Here is a 23,068-nt window from a genome sequence, read left to right on the forward strand (position 1 = left end):
GTCTGGACCTTCTGCCCTGCTTCAAGGGGGGAAGGGAATGAACGGGGTAAAAGCGGTTTGGAGCTGCTAAAATCGGCAAAAACGGTGCAGTTGCCATCAGTGCGTTGAAATAAGAGGGGCGAACCGCCTTTATCCGCTCTCGTTTTGCGAAAAGGTCGATAATAGGAGGTGCGAAAGTTCGTTTTGGGTTTAGAACCCACTCGCATACGTTTTAGGGAAGGCGAACAACCTGTTCGCACAAGCAAGATGTTTTTGTGCCGCAACTAGAGTCGAGCGGTTCCCCTCAAACCTTATCAACAAGCAGTTGGAGTGAAAGTAACCCATTCCATCCTTCACAGGGGCTTGAATAATAAAATGGGCTTTACAGGCGGTTTTTTGGTCCGAAGGGCAGGAGGATGGAAGGCATTTCTGCGCAGCCGCGGGAAATTTAGCAAACGGACCTCATTTCGGCGCATTTCGTGAAAAGCTCCTGTGCGTATGCAGCAATCTGCTTCATCTTCCGTTGTACTCAGGGGATTGCTGCTGCTGAGCAGGAATCTGGTCTGAGAGCAGCAGGCGCTCGCTCCCTCCTCTCCAAGGCATACGCGACAAAATCCGTTTTTGCACTTGTACAAAAGTCGCGCCCTCAGCCGCTGTCCAACCCCGGCCCACTTTGTTATAATGGTAAATTGAATACATATGTTCGCTTATCGGCAGAGGGAGAGGGACTTTTGTGCGCGTATTGGGCATAGACCCGGGAATTGCGATCGTCGGCTTCGGCTTTATCGATAAGCAGGGACACAAGCTGACTCCGGTCCAGTTCGGCAGCATCCAGACGGAGGCGAATACCGATTCCGCCGTGCGGCTGCAGGAAATTTACGAAGCGACGGTCCATTTGATCGACAAATACAAGCCGGATGCGGTGGCGATCGAGAAGCTGTTCTTCAACAAAAACGTCACGACCGCCCTGACGGTCGGTCAGGCGCGGGGCGTGCTGATGCTGGCGGCTGTGCAGAAAGGAATTCCGATTGCAGAGTACACCCCGCTTCAGGTGAAGCAGGCGATTGTCGGATACGGCAAAGCGGAAAAAAAGCAGGTACAGGAAATGGTCCGCATGTTTTTGAAGCTGGCGTCCGTACCCAAGCCGGATGATGTGGCCGACGCGTTGGCGATTGCCATCTGTCACGCGCATTCCGCCGGCCTGCAGCAAAAATTGAACGGAGTTGGGAAGTCATGATCGATTTTTTGCGCGGAAAAGTGGCGCACCGGGAAACGGATTACGTCGTGATCGACGTTCAGGGGGTTGGCTACCACGTGTTTTGTCCGAACCCGTTCGTATTTCCGGATAAACCGGAAGACGTTACGGTATTCACCCACCACCATGTGCGCGAGGATGCGATCCTGCTGTTCGGCTTCGCATCCCGGGACGAACAGTCGCTGTTCCGGCGGCTGATCGACGTCACCGGAATCGGACCGAAGGTGGCGCTTGGCATCTTGTCTGGCGGACGTCCGGAGGCGGTCGTGGCCGCGATCCAGCAGGAGAATGTGACGTTTCTGATGAAGCTGCCGGGGATCGGCAAGAAAACGGCGCAGCGGATCATTCTGGACTTGAAGGATAAGCTCGGCGCGGTAACGTCCCGCTTCGACGGAGCGGTGCTTGCCGAGGCGCTGCATCAGGCCGGAACGGATTCTTCCGGGGGCGGAGCCTGGGCGGAGGCGAAGGAAGCGCTGCTCGCGCTCGGATATACGGAAGCCGAAGCGGATCGCGCCTGGCAGACCGTGAAGGCAAAGGCCAAAGAGAGCGACCCGGCAGACATGCTTATCAAGCTGGCTCTTCAAGCGCTTTATGCCGGCTGATGCCGGCCGCGGGGCTACAACGAATGACAAGGAGGGCGACGGCAAATGGAGGATCGGATCATTTCGGCCCATTTGATGATGGAAGATGAGACTGTTGAGCTCAGTCTCCGTCCTCGCTATTTGGCGGAATATATCGGACAGTCGCAAGTGAAGGAAAACTTGAAAATTTACATCGAAGCGGCCAAAATGCGCAAGGAAGCGCTGGATCACGTGCTGCTGTACGGACCTCCGGGTCTCGGCAAGACGACGCTGTCGAACATAATCGCCAACGAGCTTGGCGTGAACATCCGGACGACCTCCGGTCCGGCTATCGAACGTCCGGGCGATCTCGCGGCGATCTTGACCAACCTCCAGGAAGGCGACGTCTTGTTCATCGATGAAATCCACCGGCTGCACCGCACCGTTGAAGAGGTGCTGTATCCGGCGATGGAGGACTTCGCGCTTGATATTATTATCGGCAAAGGCCCGAGCGCGCGTTCGGTCAGGCTCGATCTGCCGGCTTTCACGCTGGTCGGGGCCACGACGAGGGCGGGACTGCTGTCCGCGCCGCTCCGGGATCGGTTCGGCGTTGTCAGCCGGCTCGAATATTACACGGTGGACGAGCTTAGTTATATCGTCAGCCGGGCCGCGGACATTTTGCAGGTCAGCATCGTCGGAGAGGCGGCGGACGAGATCGGCAAACGTTCGCGCGGCACGCCGCGGATCGCCAACCGGCTGTTGAAGCGGGTGCGGGATTATGCCCAGGTGCGGGGCGACGGAATTATTACGACCGAGATCGCCCGTGCGGCGCTTAAGCTGATCCAGGTCGACGATCTGGGGCTCGACGAGATCGACCATAAGATGCTGCGTGCGATTATGACCAGCTTCCGCGGCGGGCCGGTCGGACTCGATACGATCGCCGCTACGATCGGCGAAGAGAGCCAGACGATCGAGGATGTGTACGAACCTTATTTGCTTCAAATCGGATTTTTGCAGCGCACGCCGCGGGGGAGGACGGTTACCGCCGCCGCCTACCGGCATCTCGGTCTTCCGGTTCCTTCCGAAGGCGGCAGCAGCTAGATGTGCTATTCAAAGGAGAGATGGAACCGATGACGAGACGAGTTCGGCCCCGGAGATGGGCGGCCGCATGGCTGGCGGCGATCGTGGCGGCTGTAATCAGCGTGCCCGCGGCCTTTACCGAAAGTTACGCCGCCGTGCCTAAGCTGGAGCAAATCCGGGTCGCATTGTTTCTGTCCAGCGGTACTACTTATAACGTTACCGTACCTGCCGTGACGCTGTCTTCCCCGAACGGGCTCGATATCGGCCGGCGAACCGCTTCCGGGTTCACGCAATGGTCGGCAGTAGCACCTGGCGCGCAAGCCCGTTTCAGCGTGGACGGCTACCAGGTGTTCCTGCTGGAAACCGCCGATCAGGTGACCGCGAAGCTGCTTCAGCAGGCGCTCGGGGCCACCCAGGACAAACCTTACGTCTACCAATCGGTCAAGCTCGGCAAGACCGTCTATCAAGTATACGCAGGCATGTATGGCTCCAAGGAAGAGGCGAATGCGGCAAAGCAGCGGATCGCGGTTAACGCTTCTGCGGCTGCACTGCTCAAGGGGGCGGCGACGACCGTAACCGGTCCGCTTCATTGGAATGCCGGCGATTACGCGTCGGAAGCGGAAGCGGCGGGACAAGCCACGGCCATGCGTCAGCAGGGGCTCGACGCATGGCCCGTTATATTGGAGACGGCGGGCGCTTCGTCTTACGCCGTATGGATCGGGGAAGCGGCCGATGCCGAGCATTTGAACACAGTCAAAGCGCAGGCCGCGAAAATATCGCCGAACCTCGCGTTGAAGCCGGTCGATCCGGCAGCTCCTTATTTGCTCAAAAGGGACGAATGGACAGGGACCGCTGCGATTCCGCATTATTCGTTTAATCCCGATGCGCATCAAGTGTGGGTGGCTCCGAAGGACGGAACTGCGGCCATCGCCGAAAAAAACGGTCGGCAGTATCGGGGGGCTCTGGAACTGAGCCGGCATAACGGCAAGCTCGCAGTCGTGAACGAACTGCCGTTCGAGCAGTATCTCGTATCCGTCGTCGGAGGGGAATTGGGCGAATCGTGGCCGGCCGAGGCTCTGAAGGCGCAAGCCGTCTCCGCGCGCACGTTCGCGCTGAGCCTTGGGACGAAGTATCAGATCGCGCACGTCTCCGACTCCTCCAACGATCAGGTTTATTACGGCGTACAGCAGGAAGGGCCGAACGGGACGGCTGCGGTTGCGGCGACGGCCGGAGAAGTAATCGTATCGAACGGAGAGCTGATCATGCCGTATTTCTATTCGAACGGCGGAGGATTGACCGGCGACCCGGTCGAGGTGTGGGGACAGCCGATTCCGTACATCAAGTCGGTACAGAGCCCCGACGAGGCTGCGGAGAAAAACAAGCTGTTATGGCACCGCGTGTCGCTGCCGGGCGGCAAGATCGGTTATATCCGCGAAGATCTGGTCAAGGAATCGGGGGAGCGGAACGGCGCAGGCTTGCCTGTCGTAACGGTTCAGAGTGCGGACGTAAATGTGCGTCCGGCCCCGTATGTCGACGATGTCCGAAATGGCCCGATTGCAAAGGTCTCAACAGGGGCCAAGCTCGTATCTCTTGGCAAAGCGCCGGAATCGAACGCGTACAGCTGGATTCGCGGCCCGTATACGGCGGACGAGCTGTTGAAACAGTTGAATGGGGTAATAACGAAGCCGGTCGCCGGCAAGCTGGAGACGCTCGAGGTAAGCAAGCGCGGCCCGTCGGGCCGCGTCACGGAGCTGAAGGCCAACGGCCAGCCGATTCCGGTCGCCAAACCGGATCAGTACCGGAGCGCGCTGTTCAGTGCACCGAGCACCCGGTTTGATATTGAGGAGACGGGACGGTATACTGTATCTGGAGCCGGCGGAACGACCCGCACGGTGCAAGGATCGGCCGGAACGCTGTATGCGCTTGGCGCAAACGGAGCTTCTGCTCCGCTGAACGGACCGAACCGGATTGTGCTCGGAGCGGAAGGCAGTGTCCGCGTCGCCACGAAGGATACGATGTTCCGTCTGACCGGAACCGGTTACGGGCACGGCCTCGGCATGTCCCAATGGGGAGCTCTCTCGCTTGCGGAGAGCGGACACGATTACAAAAGCATACTCATGCACTATTACGATGGGATTACTATAACTAAGGAATGACGGATATGGATGTCAGTACGTTTGATTTTGAATTACCCGAATCTTTGATCGCCCAGACGCCGCTTTTGAACCGGACCGGGTCCCGGTTGCTTACGCTCGACAAGTCGAGCGGAGCGATCGGGCACCATACGTTCGAACAACTGATCGACTTTCTGCAAGCCGGCGATACGCTCGTGTTGAACGATACACGGGTCATTCCTGCCCGGCTTTTTGGCGTCAAAGCCGATACGGGAGCACATGTGGAGCTGCTGCTCCTCAAGGAACTGGGTGAAGACCGGTGGGAAGCGCTTGCCCGTCCGGGCAAACGGCTGAAACGGGGAGCCGTCGTGGTGTTCGGCGAGAACGGTGAACAGGACCGGGAGAACGAAACGGCGATGACGGAGCCGCTGCTGCGCGCTGTCGTCGAGGAGGAGGGCGAGATGGGAGCCCGGATCGTCCGGTTCGAGTACAACGGGATATTCCGTGAACTGCTGGACCGTCTCGGCTCGATGCCGCTTCCTCCTTATATTAAAGAGAAGCTGGACGACCGGGAACGGTATCAGACCGTGTACGCCCGGAATCCCGGTTCGGCGGCTGCGCCGACGGCCGGACTGCATTTCACCCCCGCTTATCTGGAGGCGATCGCGAACAAAGGCGTGCGGATCGCCACGGTCACGCTTCATGTGGGTCTCGGCACGTTCCGCCCGGTCTCGGCCGATACGGTGGAAGCGCATCAGATGCATGAAGAATATTATTCGGTGTCGGCGGAGACGGCCGCGGCGCTGAACGAAGCGAAAGCGGCAGGACGCCGGATCGTGGCGGTAGGCACGACATCGGCCCGTACGCTGGAGACGGTGGCGAACCGGTTCGGCGATTCGCAGATCGAGAGCTGTGACGGCTGGTCGGGCATCTTTATTTACCCGGGTTATTCGTTTAAGCTTGTGGATGCGCTGCTGACGAACTTTCATTTGCCCAAATCGACGCTCGTCATGCTGGTCAGCGCTTTGGCCGGAACCGATCGGGTGCTGGCGGCGTATGGCGAAGCGGTCGAACGCGAATACCGGTTTTTCAGCTTCGGTGATGCGATGTTTATTTATTGAACGGCCGATGGAGCCGGATAGACAAGATCAGACAAGGAAGGAACGACTTATGGCAGCAGTACGTTACGAACCTATCAAAACATGCAAACAATCCGGCGCCAGGCTTGGCCGGTTGCATACGCCCCACGGCATCATCGATACGCCGACCTTCATGCCGGTAGGCACGCAGGCAACGGTGAAGACGATGAGCCCCGAAGAATTAAAGATGATGGACGCTCATATTATATTGAGCAATACGTATCATCTGTTTCTGCGTCCCGGCCACGAGATCGTGCGCGAGGCGGGCGGGCTTCACAAGTTCATGAACTGGGACAGGCCGATCTTGACGGACAGCGGCGGCTTCCAGGTGTTCAGCCTGAGCGAGCTCCGCAAAATTACCGAAGAAGGCGTACATTTCCGCAACCATCTCAACGGAGACAAGCTGTTCATCTCCCCCGAGATCGCCATGGACATTCAAAATGCGCTTGGGCCTGATATTATGATGGCATTCGACGAGTGTCCCCCTTATCCGGCCGACTATCAGTATGTCAAATTATCGACGGAGCGGACAAGCCGGTGGGCGGAGCGCTGCCTGAAGGCGCATGCCCGTCCTCACGATCAGGCGTTGTTCGCGATCGTTCAAGGCGGCATGTTTGCCGATTTGCGCAAAGAAAGCGCGGTTCAGTTGACTTCCATGGATTTCCCGGGGTATGCTATTGGAGGACTAAGTGTCGGAGAATCCAAGGAACTGATGTACGAGATGCTGGATCACACGGTTCCGCTTCTGCCGACGCACAAACCGAGGTATTTGATGGGGGTAGGATCGCCGGACGCGTTGCTGGAAGGTTCGATCCGCGGAGTGGACATGTTCGATTGCGTGCTGCCGACCCGGATTGCGCGCAACGGTACGGTTATGACGAGCGAGGGTCGGCTGGTCGTCAAAGGAGCCAAGTTCGCTAGAGACTTCGGACCGCTCGATCCGAATTGCAGCTGTTACACTTGTAAGAATTACTCCCGCGCATATTTGCGCCACCTGCTAAAGGCTGACGAGACGTTTGGCATTCGGTTGACGACGTATCACAATCTGCATTTCTTGCTGGATTTGATGCGAAACGTTAGACAAGCTATCGCGGAAGACCGGCTGCTCGATTACCGGGACGAGTTTTTCGACCGGTACGGGATGAAGGATAACTCCCGCGGATTTTAAAAAGGAGGGACTAGACTCATGTGGAATTATGCAGACGCAGCTGGGGCAGCGGCCTCACCTAACTTGCTCACGACGATTGTTCCGTTCGTACTGATGTTCGCCGTCTTGTATTTCTTGCTGATCCGCCCGCAGCAGAAGCGCCAGAAAACCCGCAACATGATGCTGAACCAGCTGAAAAAAGGGGACAAGGTTACGACGATCGGCGGCATGCACGGTACGATCATGGAGATCACGGACGATATCGTCGTCCTTCGCGTCAACGATGCGACCAAGCTGACGTTCGACCGTTCGGCGATTAACGCAGTCAGCGCATCCGCACCGGCGGCTGCTGAGAAACCGGCTGAGAAACCTGCCGAGAAAGCTTAATATGTATCTGAATGGACAGAGGAGACCCGAGACGGTCTCTTTTTTTTGGATATTTTCTGAAATCGAGCCAGCAGGCCGTTTTTCGAGGACGCTCGGCTCTCTGCCCGGCATATGGCGCACGCAATCTCCGGATTTGTGGACTGTCGGATAATTTTTTTGGATGATTTGTCTTCCGGGCTGCGGACGTTCCAGTATAATCAAGATGCGGCGCCACGATGATCGGCGATATGCCGCTATCCCCATCCCGACCAGGGCGGGAGAGGATGTTAGGTATGAACCGGGAGAGGAGAAAGACAAACGTGGATTGGCAAGCGGATTGGATCTGGCTGGACGAGATAGAGCGTCCTGTTAATACGCACGTATGTTTTCGCAAAACGTTCACGCTCGGCGCCGAAGCGGTCGGCAAAGCGCGGTTGCGAATAAGCGCCGATTCGTACTACCGGGTATGGATCAACGGAAAGGAAGCCGGCGAAGGACCGGTTCGTTCGACGCCCCGGCATTGGTATTACGACGATTACGATGTCAGCGGTTATGTCCGGACCGGGGATAACGTGATCGCTGTGGATGTATGGCATTACGGCCATTCGAATTATCAGTACATCGAGAATCGGGCGGGCTTGATCGCAAGACTCGATCTCGGGGAAGACGGCCAGGCCGGAAGCTTCGCCACGGATAATAGCTGGAAGGCGAAGCAGCATGACGGATTCGAGAGCCATACGGTGAAACGCAATGTCAATATCGGCTGGCTGGAGCTGTTCGATGCCCGGAAGTGGAACGACGTCTGGCTGACGTCCGCATATGACGATTCGGACTGGGGCAGTGCGGTCCGCGTGGCGGAAGGCGGCGGCGGAGTCTGGGGCGAGCTGCACACGGCTTCGATCGAGCCGATGGCCAAATCGCGCATTTATCCCAGCCAATTGACTTCCATAGCGGAAGTCCGTCCGCTGCGGCAAGTCGTATCGGTGAATATGCGCGACAACTTTTATCCCGGCAACCGGGACGCCAATGCCAAAATATTCAGCGGTTACTTGGCAACGCTTCTCGAGACGGATGAACGCGTGACAGGTAAGCTCACTTTCGCGCATTCGCCGTGGAACGGCGTCCAAGGCCGATATAAAATAAACAGCCGCTGGTACAAGCAAGGGGAGGAGATCGTGCTGGAGCCGGGACGGCACTTGTTCTTGCTTGAAATATGCGGCGTTCATAACGATTTGTTCTCGCATATGGAATGGGACTTTCCGTCGCCGATTCGTTTCATCTCCCCGTTTGAGCCTCAGGGCGACGAGCGAAGGGCGGAGGGGGCGGCTGAAGGAGACGGCAGCTCACCGTTCGTCACTTGGGGGCCTTTCGAGACAATTGAGCCTGTGGCTGACGGCTACCATCCGGTCTACGGGGGCGTCGAAAAGGAGACCGGGCTGAACCGGTCTCACCCGGCGTTTGCCGCACTCGGCGAAGCGGCCGAACCGGCCGATCTGCTCGCTTACCGGTCCTCGTGCAAGGAGGTGGAGCCGTCACGGATCATCGTGAACCATATGATCTATTCCTTGATGCTTCGCAAGCAAACCGTCGCAACCCGGGCGGTGCAGCGGAAAGACGAACGGATGCTGTACGGGCATCCCCGCCCTTCCGTGCTGGCTCCTCCGGCGGACGGAGCGGACCTGGAGCTGATCGTCGACTTCGGCAAGCTGTACGTCGGGCAGATCGAGTTCGATCTGGATGCGGAGGAAGGCACCGTGATCGATGTATACGGCTTTGAGACGATGGTGGACGGCAAGGTGCGGTATACGGGCGGATTGAATAACGCTTTCCGGTATACAGCACGGGGAGGCCGGCAGTCCTATCGAAGCGTAACCCGGATGGGGTTCCGCTATTTAATCGTAGCGATTCGCGGCCAGACGACGCCGGTTTCCTTCCACTCGATCTCCGTGCTTCAATCCGGATACCCGGTAACCGATCAGGCCGTATTCCGCTGCTCGGACCCGCTGCTGAACGACATCTGGGAAATTAGCCGGCATACGTCGGAAGTATGCACAGAGGATATGTTCGTCGACTGCCCGACGTACGAGCGGGTATTCTGGGTCGGCGACTGCCGGGTCAGCTCGCTTGTCAACTACTATTTATTCGGCTCCTACGAACTGGCGGAGCATTGCCTGACGATGGTTCCGCGCTCGCGCGAACAGAGCGGTCTGCTGCTCTCCTGCATGCCTACCGATTGGCAGTCGGTCATCCCGATGTGGACCTTCAGTTGGGTAATCGCTTGTAAGGAGTACGTCGAATACAGCGGGGATACGAAGTTTATCGGCACCATCTATCCGGACATCGCCGAGACGCTGGAGACGTACTGCACGTTTATTAATGATAAAGGCTTGTTCGATATCAGCTCGTGGAATTTGCTCGACTGGGCCGAGCTGGATATTCCGTATGTCGGTGTAGGTACGGCGCAGCATGCGGCGCTTGCTTATTGCTGCCGGATAACGGCGGATATGGCCCGGCGGCTGTCTCAACCCGAAGACGAGCGGCGGTGGAACGAGCGGAGCGAACGGCTCAAAGCGAGCATGAACGTTCATCTGTGGGACGACGGAAGAAGCGCCTACATAGACGGCTGGTATCGCAGCGGCAAACGGTCCGGTACTTGCAGCGTCCAAACCCATACGCTGCTTTATTTGTTCGATATGCTGGATCATGAGCGCAAAGCCGCCGTCGAAAGCCGGCTGGTCGATCCGCCTGCCGACTGGGTGCGCATCGGCACGCCGTTCATGTCGTTTTATTTGTTCGAAGCGTGGCAGCGGATGGGCCGGCTCGATCGGATCGTATCCGCCATCCGCCAAGACTGGGGAACGATGGTCCGCCACGGATCGACTACGTGCTGGGAGACGTTCGCCGTGTACCCGCGTAGCTTCGCCCATGCGTGGTCGGCTGCGCCCGCTTACGTGCTCGGCAAATATGGATTGGGCGTTGCGCCGGCTGCCGAGGGGTTCCGCCGCATCTCGATATGTCCGCCAGAGCTGGACGGGCTGGAATGGGCGGAGGGGTCCGTTCCGACGCCGTACGGCCGGATAGACGTCGAATGGAGCCGCGAGAACGGCTCGGCGACGCTGAGGCTGCGGGTACCGCAAGGCATCGGGATCGATGACGCCGAAGCGAGGGAACGCGGCTGGGACATACGGATCGAACGGGTGGGAGACACCGGGGAAGGGAGCGGGGACGATGCATGACGATGACTTGAAATCGTGGAGTAAAGAAGACATATGCGCCCATCTGGGCGACGATTATGACCGCTACCTGGGGGCGATCGTGCCTCCGATCTTCCAAAATTCGCTGTTTACAAGAAAGACGAAGTCGCACGGTTACAGCTACTCCCGCGTATCGAACCCGACGCTGGAGGTGGCCGAGCGGAAGCTGGCCGCCCTGGAGGAAGGGGAACGCGCGCTGCTATTCTCCTCCGGCATGTCGGCGATTACGGCTGCGATTATGCAGCATGCGGTGAAAGACTGCCATGTCGTAACCCTGAAGAGCGTGTACACGCCCGTGCGTGTATTTCTCGAAACGTATATGAACAAGTTCGGCGTAGAAACGACCTTCGTCTCCGGGGAGGAGGTCCGGCAGTTTGAAGAGGCGATCCGGCCGAATACGCGGCTTATTTATTTGGAGACGCCGCTTTCGAACGTCTTCACCCTGCAGGATCTCGCGGCGGTTGCAAAGCTTGCCAAAAGCAAAGGCATCGCTACCGTCGTGGACAATACATGGGCGACGCCGCTGTATCAAAATCCGCTTCGGTTTGGGATCGACACTGTCGTTCACTCCGCTTCGAAATATTTGGGAGGGCACAGCGATATTATCGGTGGTGTCTTAATATCCGATGCCGCCACGGTCGAGCAGATGACGCATCGGGAACGGGGAATGTTCGGAGCGGTGATGGACCCGCATCAAGCCTGGCTGCTCACGCGGGGACTCCGGACGCTGCCGCTTCGGATGGCGAAGCATCAGGAGAACGCAGGGAAGGTCGCGGCGTTCCTCCAGGAGCATCGTGACGTGGAGCAGGTGTTTTATCCCGGGCTGCCGGACCATCCCCAGTTCGAGCTAGCACTAGAACAGATGAGCGGCTGCAACGGGTTGATCAGCTTCGTACCGAAAGGGGACAAAGCGAACGTTGCCCGGATGAGCCGGGCGATGACCTGCTTCGAGGTCGGTCCCAGCTGGGGAGGCTTCGAAAGCTTAATGAACTTCCCCGGGGCGGGGATCGATGAGGAAACGTCGGAGCGCACCGGCATTCCGCGAGGCCTTGTCCGCATCTCGGTCGGTCTGGAAACGGCGGGAACGATCATCGAAGATTTGGAGCGGGGCTTGCACGCTATTCGTCAGGAGGGATCGTAAAGATGGAGTTGAAACTATTCAAAGCATTGTGGGGCATGACCGGTTCGCTGGAAGAACAAATCGAACGAATCGCCGAAGCGGGATATGACGGAGTGGAGTGCCTCGTCCCCGACAAGGAGGACGTTCCGAGATTCCGCCGGCTGTTGGAGCGGTATGGTCTTGATTATATCGCGATGATGTACACGGACGGCGACCACGCGGCTACATTCCGCGACAGGCTGAACCGGGCTTGCGAGCTGGAACCGCTCAAGGTCAATTCGCACAGCGCCAAAGACTGGATGCCGTTCGACGAGCAGCGGGCGTTTTTCGAGCAGGCGATGAAAGCGGAGCGGGACGTTCCGATTCCCGTCGCCCACGAGACCCACCGCAACCGCGCCACTTATTCGGCATGGAGCACGGCGGCGCTTCTGAAGGAATTTCCGGAGATGAAGCTGACCGCCGATTTCAGTCATTGGGTCGTCGTATCGGAGACGCTCCTGGAGGATCAGCGGGACAACGTGGAGCTGGCGATCAGCCGGACAATTCATATTCACGGACGGGTCGGATTCCGCCACGGTCCGCAGGTTCCCGACCCGGCCGCGCCGGAATACGCGCAGGAGCGGGAAGCGCACGAAGCGTGGTGGGACGAAATTTGCCGCAGCCATTATGCCAGAGGAGAGAAGATCGTGACGTTCGATCCGGAGTTCGGACCGCCGAAATATTTGCATACGCTGCCGTACACCGGACAGCCGTTGGCCGATCTGTGGCAAGTGTGCAAATGGATGGGGGACGCTTACCGCGACCGGTTCCGCCGGATTCGGTGGGAGTAACGAAGCGGTTTCCCCCGCAAGGATAAGCAGAGTAAGGATAAAGGCGGTGCGAACCCGGGAATGAACAAGATGGATCAGCCTTCTTCCGATTTTGTGGATCACGATTTTAATGAATCGCTCGACCTGTTTCCCGTATATTGCGAGCATAAAAGCGATACGACGCCGATGCGTGCGGCTCACGCCCACCGCGGCTTCGAGTTTCACTTTACGTTCTCGAACCGGGGGATGATCCGGGTGGAGGACCGGGAATTCAGCGTTTATCCGGGCAAAGTCGTGATCATCCCGCCTCTCAAATACCATCGCTTCCATCCGGCGCAAAAATCGGTCTACAACCGTGCGATTTTGTCGATCGAGGAATCGTATTTGCAGCGGTTGATCGAAACGGAGCCGGAGATCGCGGCCGTGTACGAGTCGTGGTTTCCCGGGGACGACGTCATTACGCTGGAATTCTCGATAGCAAGCCGGGAGCTGCAGCACATCCACCATATTACACAGCAGCTCGAATCGGAGCTGAAAGAGCGTAGGCAAGGCTTCGAGCTGTACGTGAAAACGTTGCTGCTCCAGTTGATCCTGCAACTCGCCCGGACGAAAGACTCGTGCGTCGTCAAGGAGCGGGCCGCTGCCGAGATGCTCGAGATCGCAGAGCGGATGACCGCCTATATCTCGGAGCGGTGCTGCGAGGGGGTCGACATCCCGGAGCTGACGGAGAAGTTTCACGTCTCGCGTTCTTATGTTTACAAGCTGGTCAAGCAGCTCACCGGGTACACGCCGTATCAGTACATTATTATGCACCGGATTATCCGGGCCAAGGAAATGCTGCGTTCCAGCAACGAATCGATTACGCAGATCGCCCTTCGTGCGGGCTTCAACGATTCCCCGCATTTTATCCGTACTTTTAAGGAAGCGACGGGAATGACACCGGGCGAGTTTAAACATTTGCCGGACAGCGGGATGTAGATAGAGGAGCAGAGAGCCGGGGCGCGGAAGCGGCCCGGTTCCTCGTCTTGCAGCAGCGCGTGAACCGCACACCCAATTCGTATTAAATACTGCCGTGCAATCGAAAGTAACCATTGTTCAATTGATGAGGCCCTGCACCTTATACAATAGAAGCATAACCGATCGAGTGGGGTGTTTGCATGGACAGCCATTTTGAAGTGGATTTGAATGATTACAGTTTTTTGGAGCAGGCCAGAGAAGCAGGCCGGGGAATTATGCGCCCGATTGAGGTGGCCGACCGGCTGAAAGGATTGTACTGGATCGAATTCGAATGCTCGCGCCTGGCGATGGGCTGGGTGTCCGCTTTTCCGGATTGGGAAGTAAAGGGACGGCTCGTCAGGCAAGCTTATCTGCACACCGAGCATATGAAATTGCTTGAAGCCCGGATCGACGAGCTGCCGGGCCGGGGAGTCGGCGGGAAATCGTGGACTCCGCAGAACGTCGGCGAGGCGTTCCAGCGAATGTCGATCGCTTATTCCACCGAGGCGTTTGCGGCGGCTTATTTTTATATTTTGACCCAGCTGTATAACCGATACAGCCGGCTTCGCATGACGCTTGACCCGATTCTGGACGCTCCGACGATAGACCGGCTCAAGATCATCGAGATGAACCGGTCCGAGCTGACCGAGTGGGTGTCCGGCTATGCCCAGTTTGCCTATATCGACGATCCCGGGCAGCGTATCCGCTTATCCGGGTGGCTGGAGTTCGTCCGGACTTTGTGGCAGGCGATGGACACAACGTCGGACCCGGAAGGGAAGGCCGGTTTTCCCGACTTCCCGGTTTACGAAGTGGAGAAGCCGGCAGGACCGGTACCTGCCAAAGCGGCCGTCGATCCACGTTATCCGCTCGTCGATTTGACCAAGTACAAAAGCGCGATGTTCGATCCGAAATCTCCGACGCACGGCAGCGTCAAGCATATGGTATTTATTAATGCGAGCGAGATGTCTGCGGCCGAGACGATGACTTATTTGTATTACGGCGTCCTCCGGATGCCGATGGACTTTTACTACGATGTTGCCCGTCATACGTGGGACGAGGTGCGGCACAGCCAGATGGGCGTACGCCGGCTGCTCCAGATGGGGTACAAGACCGAAGAGTTCGCCTGGCATCCTTGCACGGTGCTGTCCGGAGACAATTTTAAAGGCGCGTTCCCCGAATTTTATGCGAGCCTGACGATGGTGATGGAGCCTTGTTCCTTTATTAAGAAACGGAAATCGATCGACTCGTTTTTGGAACACGGTGATCCGATGTCCTCCGTTCAATCCGAATACGATATTGCCGACGAGCGGCTCCATGTGAATTTCGGCAAAAAGTGGGGAGCCAAAATGTACGAACACATCGACGATCTGGTGACCGCCCAGTCGGTCGAACGGAAGGCGAAGCAGATGCATTTGCAGAAGATGGGGTACAGCGCGGAGGAAGTTAACCGGGTACTCGATCATTTTCCGGAGTTTTGCGGATTTGCGACGATGGATCTGCAATACGACAAGTATTAAACGAAAACGAAAATCGCAGCCAAAAAAAGAGGGGCGTCCGATGCCAAGCGGAGCGCTCCTCTTTGTGTTGGGTTGTGCCGCAGGTGTGCAGCGTTATCTCCCGATCCTGGCCCCTGCAAGCAGCGATCTGCCTTCAGCCAGACGCAGTCCGATGCGCGACGCGAGCAGCCCTAGCACCATGCCTCCGGCCATATCGGTCAGCCAGTGAATGCCCAAGTAAAAAATCGAGAAAATAATAATAGCCGCACTTGCCGGAACGAACACTTTCCAGAACTTATTCCGGGAACGGAGCGCGATTACGGCCATCGATACCGACAAGGACGTATGAAGACTCGGGAAGCAGTTGTCCAGATCTGACAGCGGCCGGTATTCCGTTTCGAATGATGGAAAGGCGTCCAGCATAAGGAAACGGACATTCGGGTTAAACGCATGCACTTCGGTAACCGGAAAAAACAAATAAAACGGAATGGCGATCATATAATTGATCATCAGCGCATAACAGACGGCGTAAAACAGCTTGTGCTCGCCCTCAAACGTATACAGAAACAGGGAAGCGACCATGATTGCCGTAAACACGACGACATAAAAAAAGCTCAGCCCTGCCGTCAAGTAACTATTCTCGAACAGCTTCTGAAACAGAGCGACAAATTCGCCTTCGAGCCTGTAGATGCTCGGAGTAAAGTCGGCATGCTGGACCATGCTGTTCTCAATCGAAATCTCGATTTTATTGAAAAATAAAATGACGGCGATGCCCAGAAAATGAAGCAAATATTTGCGCTTCGTAAACAGTTCCTGAACAAACGCTCCGGCCGCATGAAACGGGTATAACGGATGTCTCTTCAAGGAGAAAAACAATAAAACATACACGGTCAGGGCCATAAGAACGGTCACGTGGGTCATGGACTGGAACGTAAACAAAAACATATCCCCCTACATCGATGTGTGGCTGCCGCGACTTGGACCCAACCAGTATATCATATCCGGGGGTGTGCCGAAATGCTCCTACTTTTACCTGACCGTGTGCTTGCGCTTACTTTTTGGCGTTAACGCCGAACATGCCTCCGACCGCACCGGCGGGGATCGCGATCAGGAGCAAAGCGGCGGTATCCTTGCCAAGTCCGGCGTCGAAGCCCAAAAAACCGACAAGAACGACGATGAGCGTGTACAGCATGCCGAGAATGGCGCCATGATACCAGCCTTTGCTTTCCGAACGTTTGCCGCTGGAAAATCCTCCGAACAAGGAAGCGATTCCATGAATAAGAAATGCGGCGGTTGTAAGCGTCTGCTCCTTCATATCGGTCATGGAGACGACCAGCGATGTGAACACCGCCCCGACGCACAGCCAGACGAAAGCATTCACGATGCCGGACAGCAGCGGCGAGGTAATGCGAATCCGAGGAACTTTCGAGATCGGGTTCATGCGGACATGCACCTCTTTATCCTAGTTTGTACCCATTGTATGGGCGACTTGACCGGATTAGTACAAGGCTTTGGCAATTATTGAGCAAGCGGGGACTGCATGAGGAGGAAGAAGGGCGGTCAGAATAGCAATGAAATCAAAACGTGCGGAGGAGTTGGTCTTGTGGAGCTTTTCACCATCTTTTGGCGCACTGTGCTGATCTATTTCGTGGTGTTTGTCATTCTGAGGCTGATGGGCAAGCGGGAGATCGGCAAGCTGTCCGTATTTGACTTGGTAATCTCCATCATGATTGCCGAAATCGCTGTTTTTATTATCGACGATCCGCAATTGCCGATCGTAAACGGTCTACTGCCGATGATCACGCTCGTGCTGATTCAGATCGTGCTTGCTTACGTGACGCTCAAAAATCAGAAAGCGCGGGCCTGGTTCGACGGAAAACCGAGCTATCTCATCGAAAACGGCGTCTTGAATCAGGAAGAGATGCGAAGACAGCGGTATACGCTCGACGACTTGCTTATGCAGCTGAGGGAACGCCAGGTGACCAATATGGCCGATGTCGAATTCGCCGTGCTGGAGACGTCGGGCAAGCTGTCCGTGATCGAGAAGCAGACGGAGCAGGATGCGGTAGAGCCGGAGAAGCAGGAGCCTTCCGCACAGAAGGATGACGGGAGCGGCGGGCCGCAGTTCCGGTACGAAGGGCTGCCTATGCCGTTAATCATGGACGGCAAAGTTCAGGACGAAAATTTGATGAAAATGGGAAAGACGCGATTTTGGCTGAAAAACCAGATACAGTCTAAGGGAGTTTACGATTTCAAGGAAGTGTTCTTCTGCTCGATCGATCACCGGGGACGCATGTACTTGGACAAAAAGAGAAAATAAAAGCCGGCTTCGCCATCGGAACCGGCTTTTTTGCACTATTTTTTACCGATCCAGGGAATCCGGGAGAAATCGCTGCGGTCGACCAGCTTCAAGGCGACGATGCTGATCAGGTAAATGACGACGCCTGCCACGCTTGCCGCGATGAACCGGACGAGGGGATCGTCGTACCACGCTTCATTCATGATAAAGTAGCAAATCGTTCCCATGACGGCGGCGGCCAGCCCGGTTTTCCAATAGTCTGCGCCTTTCATCCGGAATTTGAGCATCCGCGTTACGCTATGCCAATGAAGCAGCGTTACCAAAGCGATATTGGCGTTAATCGCTACGACCGCGCCGAGTATGCCCCACTGCGGACGCGAGGCGAGGTAACCGATCAGCGCCAGCTTGACGACGGCGCCGATCAGCGTATTCGTCAGGGCGCTTCCGGGCCGGTCGAGCGCCTGCAGGGTAGCCTGCAGCGGACTTTGGAAATAAAGGAACATGGCGACGGGCGCCATCATCTTCAGCATTTTACCGACCTCGGCGTTGTTATACAAATAGTAGCAGAGCGGTTCGGCCAATACATACATAAGAACGGCGAACGGGGCGCCGGTGACGAGCGCGAGCCTGAGCGACTGGTGAAGCCGCTTGTGAATCGTCTTCATATCGCCTCGGGCGGCGGCTTCCGACAGCGAAGGAATAAGGGAAACCGAGAGCGAATACGTCAGCGCGCCTGGCATAAGCAGAATCGGGATCACCATCCCTTGCAGCACCCCGTATTGAGCGGTCGCAACCGCTGTCGCCACTCCGGCGACGGCAAGACTTTGCGCGATCAGAATCGACTCCAGCAAGTAGGAGGTGGAGCCGACCAGCCTGCTGGCGGTGACAGGCACGGCGATGGAGAACAGCTTGCCCAGCCGGAACTCGCCGCTCGGGCCGCCGCCGTCAGAGACGGATTTTGCGGCGCCCGGCTGTTTGCGCGTTTTATCGCGACTGAAGCTGATCAGCAGCACCAGCATTCCGAACAGCTCGCCGATGACGACGCCGATCATCGCGCCCGCCGCCGCCCATTCGACCCCGTAAGGGAGGAACAGATAAGCGAGCGTCAGCATGGCGGCGATCCGAACGAGCGTTTCGACGACTTGGGACAAGGCGGTCGGTATCATGTTCTGGCGGCCTTGAAAATAGCCGCGGTATACAGCGGAGAGCGCCACAATCGGCAGGATCGGACACATGCTCATAAAGGTATGGTACACTCTGGGGTCGGTCAGCAGCCGCGACGTAATCCAGGGAGCCGCCCATAAGCAGAACAGCGTAAAAAATACCGCCAGACCGCAGGTGATCGCAAGCGAGACGCGCAGAATGGAGCGGATTTTCCGCTCATTGCCTTCCGACTCCGCCTCCGCGACAAGTTTAGCTACGGCCAGGGGGACGCCGCTTGAGATGATCGTGATGATCACGATCATGAACGGATAGCCGAGCTGGTACAGCCCGACCCCTTCGGCGCCGATAATTCGCGGAAGCGTAATGCGCGGAACGAAGCCGAGTATCCGGTTTACGATGCCGGCCGCAAGCAGAATCATAGTCCCTTTGATGAACGATTGCTTCCTCAAGCGGTGCTACATCCTTCCATTGTGGGATGGACAGTCTTATCTCCATGAATATGCGGACAAGGCACAAGCTCATGCAACAAATTTAGGAAGAGAGGCGGGAGCGGAAGGAATCGGGTCGGCGGCGGCGAATACAGAAAGCGTAGGACGTACATGGGCCCGGAAGCGTAGAAGCGGTCAAGGGAGGAATACGAGGATGGATGAGGACGCTTACGAACCAGCCGAGCAGATGGATGAGCCCGGATTATCCGAAGAAGAATTAAATGAAACGATCGAGCAGCTGTGCCGCAGCAAAGCGGAGGAATTCCGGATGATCGGGTACGAGCACGTGACCGGAAAAGAGATTTGGGACTGCGTAAGCGACAAATATGCCAAAATGGGAACCCCAAGAATTCACCAGATTGTTAACGACATTTTATCGCTCAAAGCGACTTCGTTTATGAACTGGATGACGATGAGCATATACCGCCAAGACGCCCGTTTCGAATAGAAGCGCGGCTTTTTTTTGTGACGGTGGGACTATGCGCCAGTCAGGTCCGCGGGTGCGGCGGGGGGCGTTATACGACGCTGGAGGAAGGTGCCCGCAGCAGGAAGGAAAGAGCGGATTTGACGTTTTTTGGCCGGAGCGTGCATGCCCGGCTGTCAAATTGACTCGATTTTAGACGGTGGTTATAATAGGAATATTGAGTATGGAAGGGAGTCGCTCACATGAATATGAAGCGATTGGCGGCATTTGTGCTTATCGTGGTAATCACTCTAGGCGTCGTAGCATGGTCAAGCCCGGGATTGCTGTCCAAGGTGAGACTCGGATTGGATTTGAAGGGCGGCTTTGAAATTTTGTACGTAGCGGAGCCGATCGATGAAGGCAAAGCAGTAACGCGCGATTCTCTGGTCCAGACCGCACAAAGTCTCGCCAAGCGTGCAGACGCAAGCGGAGTAGCCGAGCCGGAAGTTACTACGGAAGGAACGGACCGGATTCGCGTCAAGCTGGCCGGCGTAGAGAACCAGGAGGAGGTCCGGGCGCTTCTGCGCAAGCCGGCGGAGCTGACCTTCAGAGGGCCGGACGGCAAGAAAGAAATGGTAGGGAGCGATTTCGTCGAAGGCGCGGCGGAGGTCGGCTTTAATCAGACGAATCAGCCGATCATTTCCATCGAAGTGAAGGACAAAGCCAAGTTCGCCGAGATTACCCAGCGTTTGCTCGGACAACCCTTGGCGATTTATCTGGACGAAACCCAGCTGTCCGCTCCGGTCGTTCAACAAGTTCTGACGGACGGCAAGGCGACGATTACCGGCAGCTACACGTACGAGGAAGCCAAAGAACTAAAGGATATTATTAACTTGGGCGCGCTTCCGCTGAAGCTGACGGAGAAATATACCCAGTCCGTCGGCGCTACGCTCGGACAGCAGTCACTGGAGCAGACGATTAAGGCGGGCATTATCGGCTCGCTGCTGATCCTGCTGTTTATGGTGGTGTTCTATCGCGTGCCGGGCATCGTGGCGGCGATTACGCTAATCACGTACACCTGGCTTGTGCTGCTCGTCTTTTATTGGATGAACGCCACGCTGACGCTTCCGGGCATCGCGGCGCTTATCCTGGGGATCGGGATGGCGGTCGACGCCAATATCATCAAGTTCGAACGCGTCAAGGAAGAGATTCGCAGCGGCAAAAGCCTGCTGTCGTCTCTGAAATCCGGTCACAAGCATTCGTTCCGGACAATTATGGACGCTAACATTACCAACATCATTTCCTGCGGCGTCTTGTATTATATCGGTAACGGCGCCATCCGCGGATTCGCGCTGACGATGATCGTGAGCATTCTGATCAGCATGCTGACCAACGTATTGTTCTCGCGCTTCTTGATCACCTTGCTTGTCCGCAGCAATTTGTTCAAAAAGCCGGTTTATTTCGGAGTAAAGGAGGCGGACATCCGTGAACTATAAAAATCGGTACGACTTTGTCAAAAACCGGAACCTGTTTTTCGGCGCCTCCTTGCTCGTCACCATTATCGGGATTGTGATCCTGCTCATATCGGGACTGCACTACGGGGTGGATTTTAAGGCGGGCACGTCGCTGGACGTTTCGCTCGGCAAAACGACGGATCGAGCTCAGGTGGAGAAAGTGTTCGGAGACGCCGGGCTGAACCCGGTTATCCTGACGATGGGAGGCAACAACGACCGCTTCTCGGCCAGGTACGATGAGGTGCTGACCGAAGAGCAGGTCAAGCAAGTGATAAGCGCCTTTACGGGCACCTACGGCGATCAAGTGTCTCACGAGGTCAATACCGTTTCTCCGGATATGGCTAACGAGATGAAGAACAAAGCGATTCTTGCCGTAGCCGTCGCCAGTATTGCGGTCAGCTTGTACGTCACGATCCGCTTCGAATGGCGGTTTGCGCTGTCGGCGATCATTACGATTTTGTACGACGCGTTTTTCGTTATCGCGATCTTCTCGATCTTCCGTCTGGAGGTCGACCTTCCGTTCGTAGCCGCAGTGCTGACGACGATCGGGTATTCGATCAACGACAAGATCGTTATTTTGGACCGGATTCGCGAAAACTTGCGGTTTGCCAAGCTCAAAAGCGAAGGCGATCTGGCCGAGCTCGTTCATACGAGCATCTGGCAGACGATGAGTCGCTCGATCAATACGGTCGTCACAGTAATTATCGCAGCTGTCTGCTTGTACCTGTTCGGCAGCGAATCGATCAAGCTGTTCGCGCTGGCGAAGCTGATCGGGCTTGTAAGCGGCGTGTACTCTTCGATTTGTCTCGCTACTCCGCTGTGGTATCTGCTTAAGCGGGCTACGCTGAGATCCGGTAAAGTAGCGCCTGCCAAAGCGAATTCGTAATATCGGCTGAAGGAGCGTTTTCAACATGTAAGGGGGGGCCATATGTCGGAGCAGCGTTTCGAAAAAGCGCAATTTGCGGCTTGGCTTAGCATTATCGGAAATATCGCGCTCGCGGTCTTGAAAGGGATCTTCGGTTGGTTGTCCGGCAGTAAGGCATTGCTTGCGGATGCGGCCAACTCGGCCTCGGACGTAGCGGGATCGATTGCGGTTTTGATCGGGCTGAAGGCGGCCAGACGCGCGCCTGATCGGGACCATCCGTACGGACACGGCAAGGCGGAATCGGTTTCCGCAATTATCGTATCGGTGCTGCTGCTATTGGTCGGGCTCGAGATCGGCATCAATTCCGTCAAAACGATGTACGCGGGAGTGACGCAAGCTCCCGAAGAATTCGCCCTTATCGCTATAGGCATCTCGATCGTTGTCAAAGAGTTTTTGTTCCACTATAATTTTCGTCTTGGAAAGAAGCTTTCGAGCCAAGCGCTTATCGCCAGCGCCTGGGACCACAGAACCGACGTGATGTCGTCGGTGGCCGTCCTGATCGGCGTAGGCGGAGCGGTGCTCGGAGCTTATATGAACCAGCCGCTTCTGTACTACCTGGACCCGCTGGCGGGACTGTTCGTCGCCTTGCTCGTGCTGCGGATGGGATACAAGCTCGTGATGGAATCGGTTCACAAGACGATCGATCATGTGCTTCACAAGGAAGATACCGAAGAGCTGTTGGATACGGCTCAGCGGGTCAAAGGCGTGATTACGGTCAATGAACTGCGCGCCCGCGAGCATGGGCATTATGTGATCGTAGATATTAAAATCAGCGTGAATCCGAGAATTACGGTCAGCGAAGGCCACGATATCGGAAAAGCGGTGAAGCACCAGCTTCTCAGCAAATTCAGTCATGTGTCGGACGTATTCATTCATGTTAATCCATACGATCCGGGATATCCGTACAAGGATGTCAGTTCGGAGCATCCCGACTTCCCGACGCTGCTGCATTGAGGAGAA

20 protein-coding genes are annotated in these 23,068 nt (G+C 56.5%); 17 read left to right on the plus strand and 3 right to left on the minus strand.

What is annotated here, in order from left to right; all coding sequences use genetic code 11:
• Positions 1 to 712: 712 nt before the first annotated feature.
• The 12 genes from ruvC (at position 713) to AC3Y2E_RS01730 (ending at position 15,336) form a co-directional block, all read left to right on the plus strand.
• Positions 713 to 1,216 carry a crossover junction endodeoxyribonuclease RuvC gene (gene ruvC / locus AC3Y2E_RS01675; protein ID WP_190924637.1) on the plus strand — a complete coding sequence of 168 codons (504 nt, stop codon included), beginning with the start codon at positions 713 to 715 and terminating at the stop codon, positions 1,214 to 1,216.
• Positions 1,213 to 1,836: a Holliday junction branch migration protein RuvA gene (ruvA, locus tag AC3Y2E_RS01680; protein ID WP_379206467.1), complete on the plus strand. Its 624-nt coding sequence runs from the start codon at positions 1,213 to 1,215 to the stop codon at positions 1,834 to 1,836. The genes ruvC and ruvA overlap by 4 nt, the downstream gene beginning before the upstream one ends.
• Positions 1,837 to 1,881: 45 nt before the next feature.
• Complete coding sequence (gene ruvB, locus AC3Y2E_RS01685) at positions 1,882 to 2,895, plus strand: Holliday junction branch migration DNA helicase RuvB (protein ID WP_190924641.1); 1,014 nt, start codon at positions 1,882 to 1,884, stop codon at positions 2,893 to 2,895.
• A 29-nt stretch (positions 2,896 to 2,924) separates the two neighbouring features.
• Positions 2,925 to 5,030, plus strand: a complete 2,106-nt coding sequence (locus tag AC3Y2E_RS01690; protein ID WP_379206469.1) for a SpoIID/LytB domain-containing protein — start codon at positions 2,925 to 2,927, stop codon at positions 5,028 to 5,030.
• 5 nt (positions 5,031 to 5,035) lie between these two features.
• Positions 5,036 to 6,109 carry a tRNA preQ1(34) S-adenosylmethionine ribosyltransferase-isomerase QueA gene (gene queA / locus AC3Y2E_RS01695; protein WP_379206471.1) on the plus strand — a complete coding sequence of 358 codons (1,074 nt, stop codon included), beginning with the start codon at positions 5,036 to 5,038 and terminating at the stop codon, positions 6,107 to 6,109.
• A 49-nt stretch (positions 6,110 to 6,158) separates the two neighbouring features.
• Complete coding sequence (tgt, locus tag AC3Y2E_RS01700) at positions 6,159 to 7,295, plus strand: tRNA guanosine(34) transglycosylase Tgt (RefSeq protein WP_379206473.1); 1,137 nt, start codon at positions 6,159 to 6,161, stop codon at positions 7,293 to 7,295.
• Positions 7,296 to 7,313: 18 nt separating this feature from the next.
• Positions 7,314 to 7,661: a preprotein translocase subunit YajC gene (gene yajC, locus AC3Y2E_RS01705; RefSeq protein ID WP_332075076.1), complete on the plus strand. Its 348-nt coding sequence runs from the start codon at positions 7,314 to 7,316 to the stop codon at positions 7,659 to 7,661.
• A 299-nt stretch (positions 7,662 to 7,960) separates the two neighbouring features.
• A complete protein-coding gene (locus tag AC3Y2E_RS01710) occupies positions 7,961 to 10,876 on the plus strand; it encodes a family 78 glycoside hydrolase catalytic domain (RefSeq protein ID WP_379206476.1) in 2,916 nt (971 codons plus the stop codon).
• Entirely contained in the window at positions 10,869 to 12,035 is a 1,167-nt protein-coding gene (locus tag AC3Y2E_RS01715; protein WP_379206478.1) for a trans-sulfuration enzyme family protein, read from the plus strand. Before AC3Y2E_RS01710 ends, AC3Y2E_RS01715 begins: the two co-directional genes overlap by 8 nt.
• A gap of 2 nt (positions 12,036 to 12,037) precedes the next feature.
• Positions 12,038 to 12,844 carry a sugar phosphate isomerase/epimerase family protein gene (locus AC3Y2E_RS01720; RefSeq protein WP_379206480.1) on the plus strand — a complete coding sequence of 269 codons (807 nt, stop codon included), beginning with the start codon at positions 12,038 to 12,040 and terminating at the stop codon, positions 12,842 to 12,844.
• 60 nt (positions 12,845 to 12,904) lie between these two features.
• Positions 12,905 to 13,801 carry an AraC family transcriptional regulator gene (locus AC3Y2E_RS01725; protein ID WP_379206483.1) on the plus strand — a complete coding sequence of 299 codons (897 nt, stop codon included), beginning with the start codon at positions 12,905 to 12,907 and terminating at the stop codon, positions 13,799 to 13,801.
• A gap of 179 nt (positions 13,802 to 13,980) precedes the next feature.
• A complete protein-coding gene (locus tag AC3Y2E_RS01730) occupies positions 13,981 to 15,336 on the plus strand; it encodes a DUF455 family protein (protein WP_379206485.1) in 1,356 nt (451 codons plus the stop codon).
• A 93-nt stretch (positions 15,337 to 15,429) separates the two neighbouring features.
• Here the strand turns inward: AC3Y2E_RS01730 and AC3Y2E_RS01735 are convergent, their stop codons facing one another.
• The gene (locus AC3Y2E_RS01735; protein ID WP_332075070.1) at positions 15,430 to 16,254 is read right to left on the minus strand and encodes a phosphatase PAP2 family protein; all 825 of its coding nucleotides are present in this window, start codon (positions 16,252 to 16,254) and stop codon (positions 15,430 to 15,432) included.
• A 112-nt stretch (positions 16,255 to 16,366) separates the two neighbouring features.
• Complete coding sequence (locus tag AC3Y2E_RS01740) at positions 16,367 to 16,756, minus strand: TIGR04086 family membrane protein (RefSeq protein ID WP_379206488.1); 390 nt, start codon at positions 16,754 to 16,756, stop codon at positions 16,367 to 16,369.
• Between the two features lie 162 nt (positions 16,757 to 16,918).
• On the opposite strand from AC3Y2E_RS01740, the gene AC3Y2E_RS01745 reads away from it, so the two are divergent.
• A complete protein-coding gene (locus AC3Y2E_RS01745; protein WP_379206490.1) occupies positions 16,919 to 17,635 on the plus strand; it encodes a DUF421 domain-containing protein in 717 nt (238 codons plus the stop codon).
• Positions 17,636 to 17,670: 35 nt separating this feature from the next.
• Here the strand turns inward: AC3Y2E_RS01745 and spoVB are convergent, their stop codons facing one another.
• Positions 17,671 to 19,227 (minus strand): stage V sporulation protein B, encoded by a 1,557-nt coding sequence (spoVB, locus tag AC3Y2E_RS01750; RefSeq protein WP_379206492.1) that lies wholly within the window; start codon positions 19,225 to 19,227, stop codon positions 17,671 to 17,673.
• A 193-nt stretch (positions 19,228 to 19,420) separates the two neighbouring features.
• Here spoVB and AC3Y2E_RS01755 point away from each other — a divergent pair, with 193 nt between their 5' ends.
• The 4 genes from AC3Y2E_RS01755 (at position 19,421) to AC3Y2E_RS01770 (ending at position 23,062) form a co-directional block, all read left to right on the plus strand.
• A complete protein-coding gene (locus tag AC3Y2E_RS01755) occupies positions 19,421 to 19,714 on the plus strand; it encodes a post-transcriptional regulator (protein ID WP_332075066.1) in 294 nt (97 codons plus the stop codon).
• Positions 19,715 to 19,932: 218 nt separating this feature from the next.
• A complete protein-coding gene (secD, locus tag AC3Y2E_RS01760) occupies positions 19,933 to 21,165 on the plus strand; it encodes a protein translocase subunit SecD (protein ID WP_190924664.1) in 1,233 nt (410 codons plus the stop codon).
• A complete protein-coding gene (secF, locus tag AC3Y2E_RS01765; protein WP_379206495.1) occupies positions 21,155 to 22,069 on the plus strand; it encodes a protein translocase subunit SecF in 915 nt (304 codons plus the stop codon). Before secD ends, secF begins: the two co-directional genes overlap by 11 nt.
• Positions 22,070 to 22,111: 42 nt before the next feature.
• Positions 22,112 to 23,062, plus strand: coding sequence for a cation diffusion facilitator family transporter (locus AC3Y2E_RS01770; RefSeq protein WP_190924667.1), 951 nt, complete (start codon positions 22,112 to 22,114; stop codon positions 23,060 to 23,062).
• The last annotated feature ends 6 nt before the right edge of the window (positions 23,063 to 23,068 follow it).

This window comes from Paenibacillus sp. MAH-35, assembly GCF_058135425.1.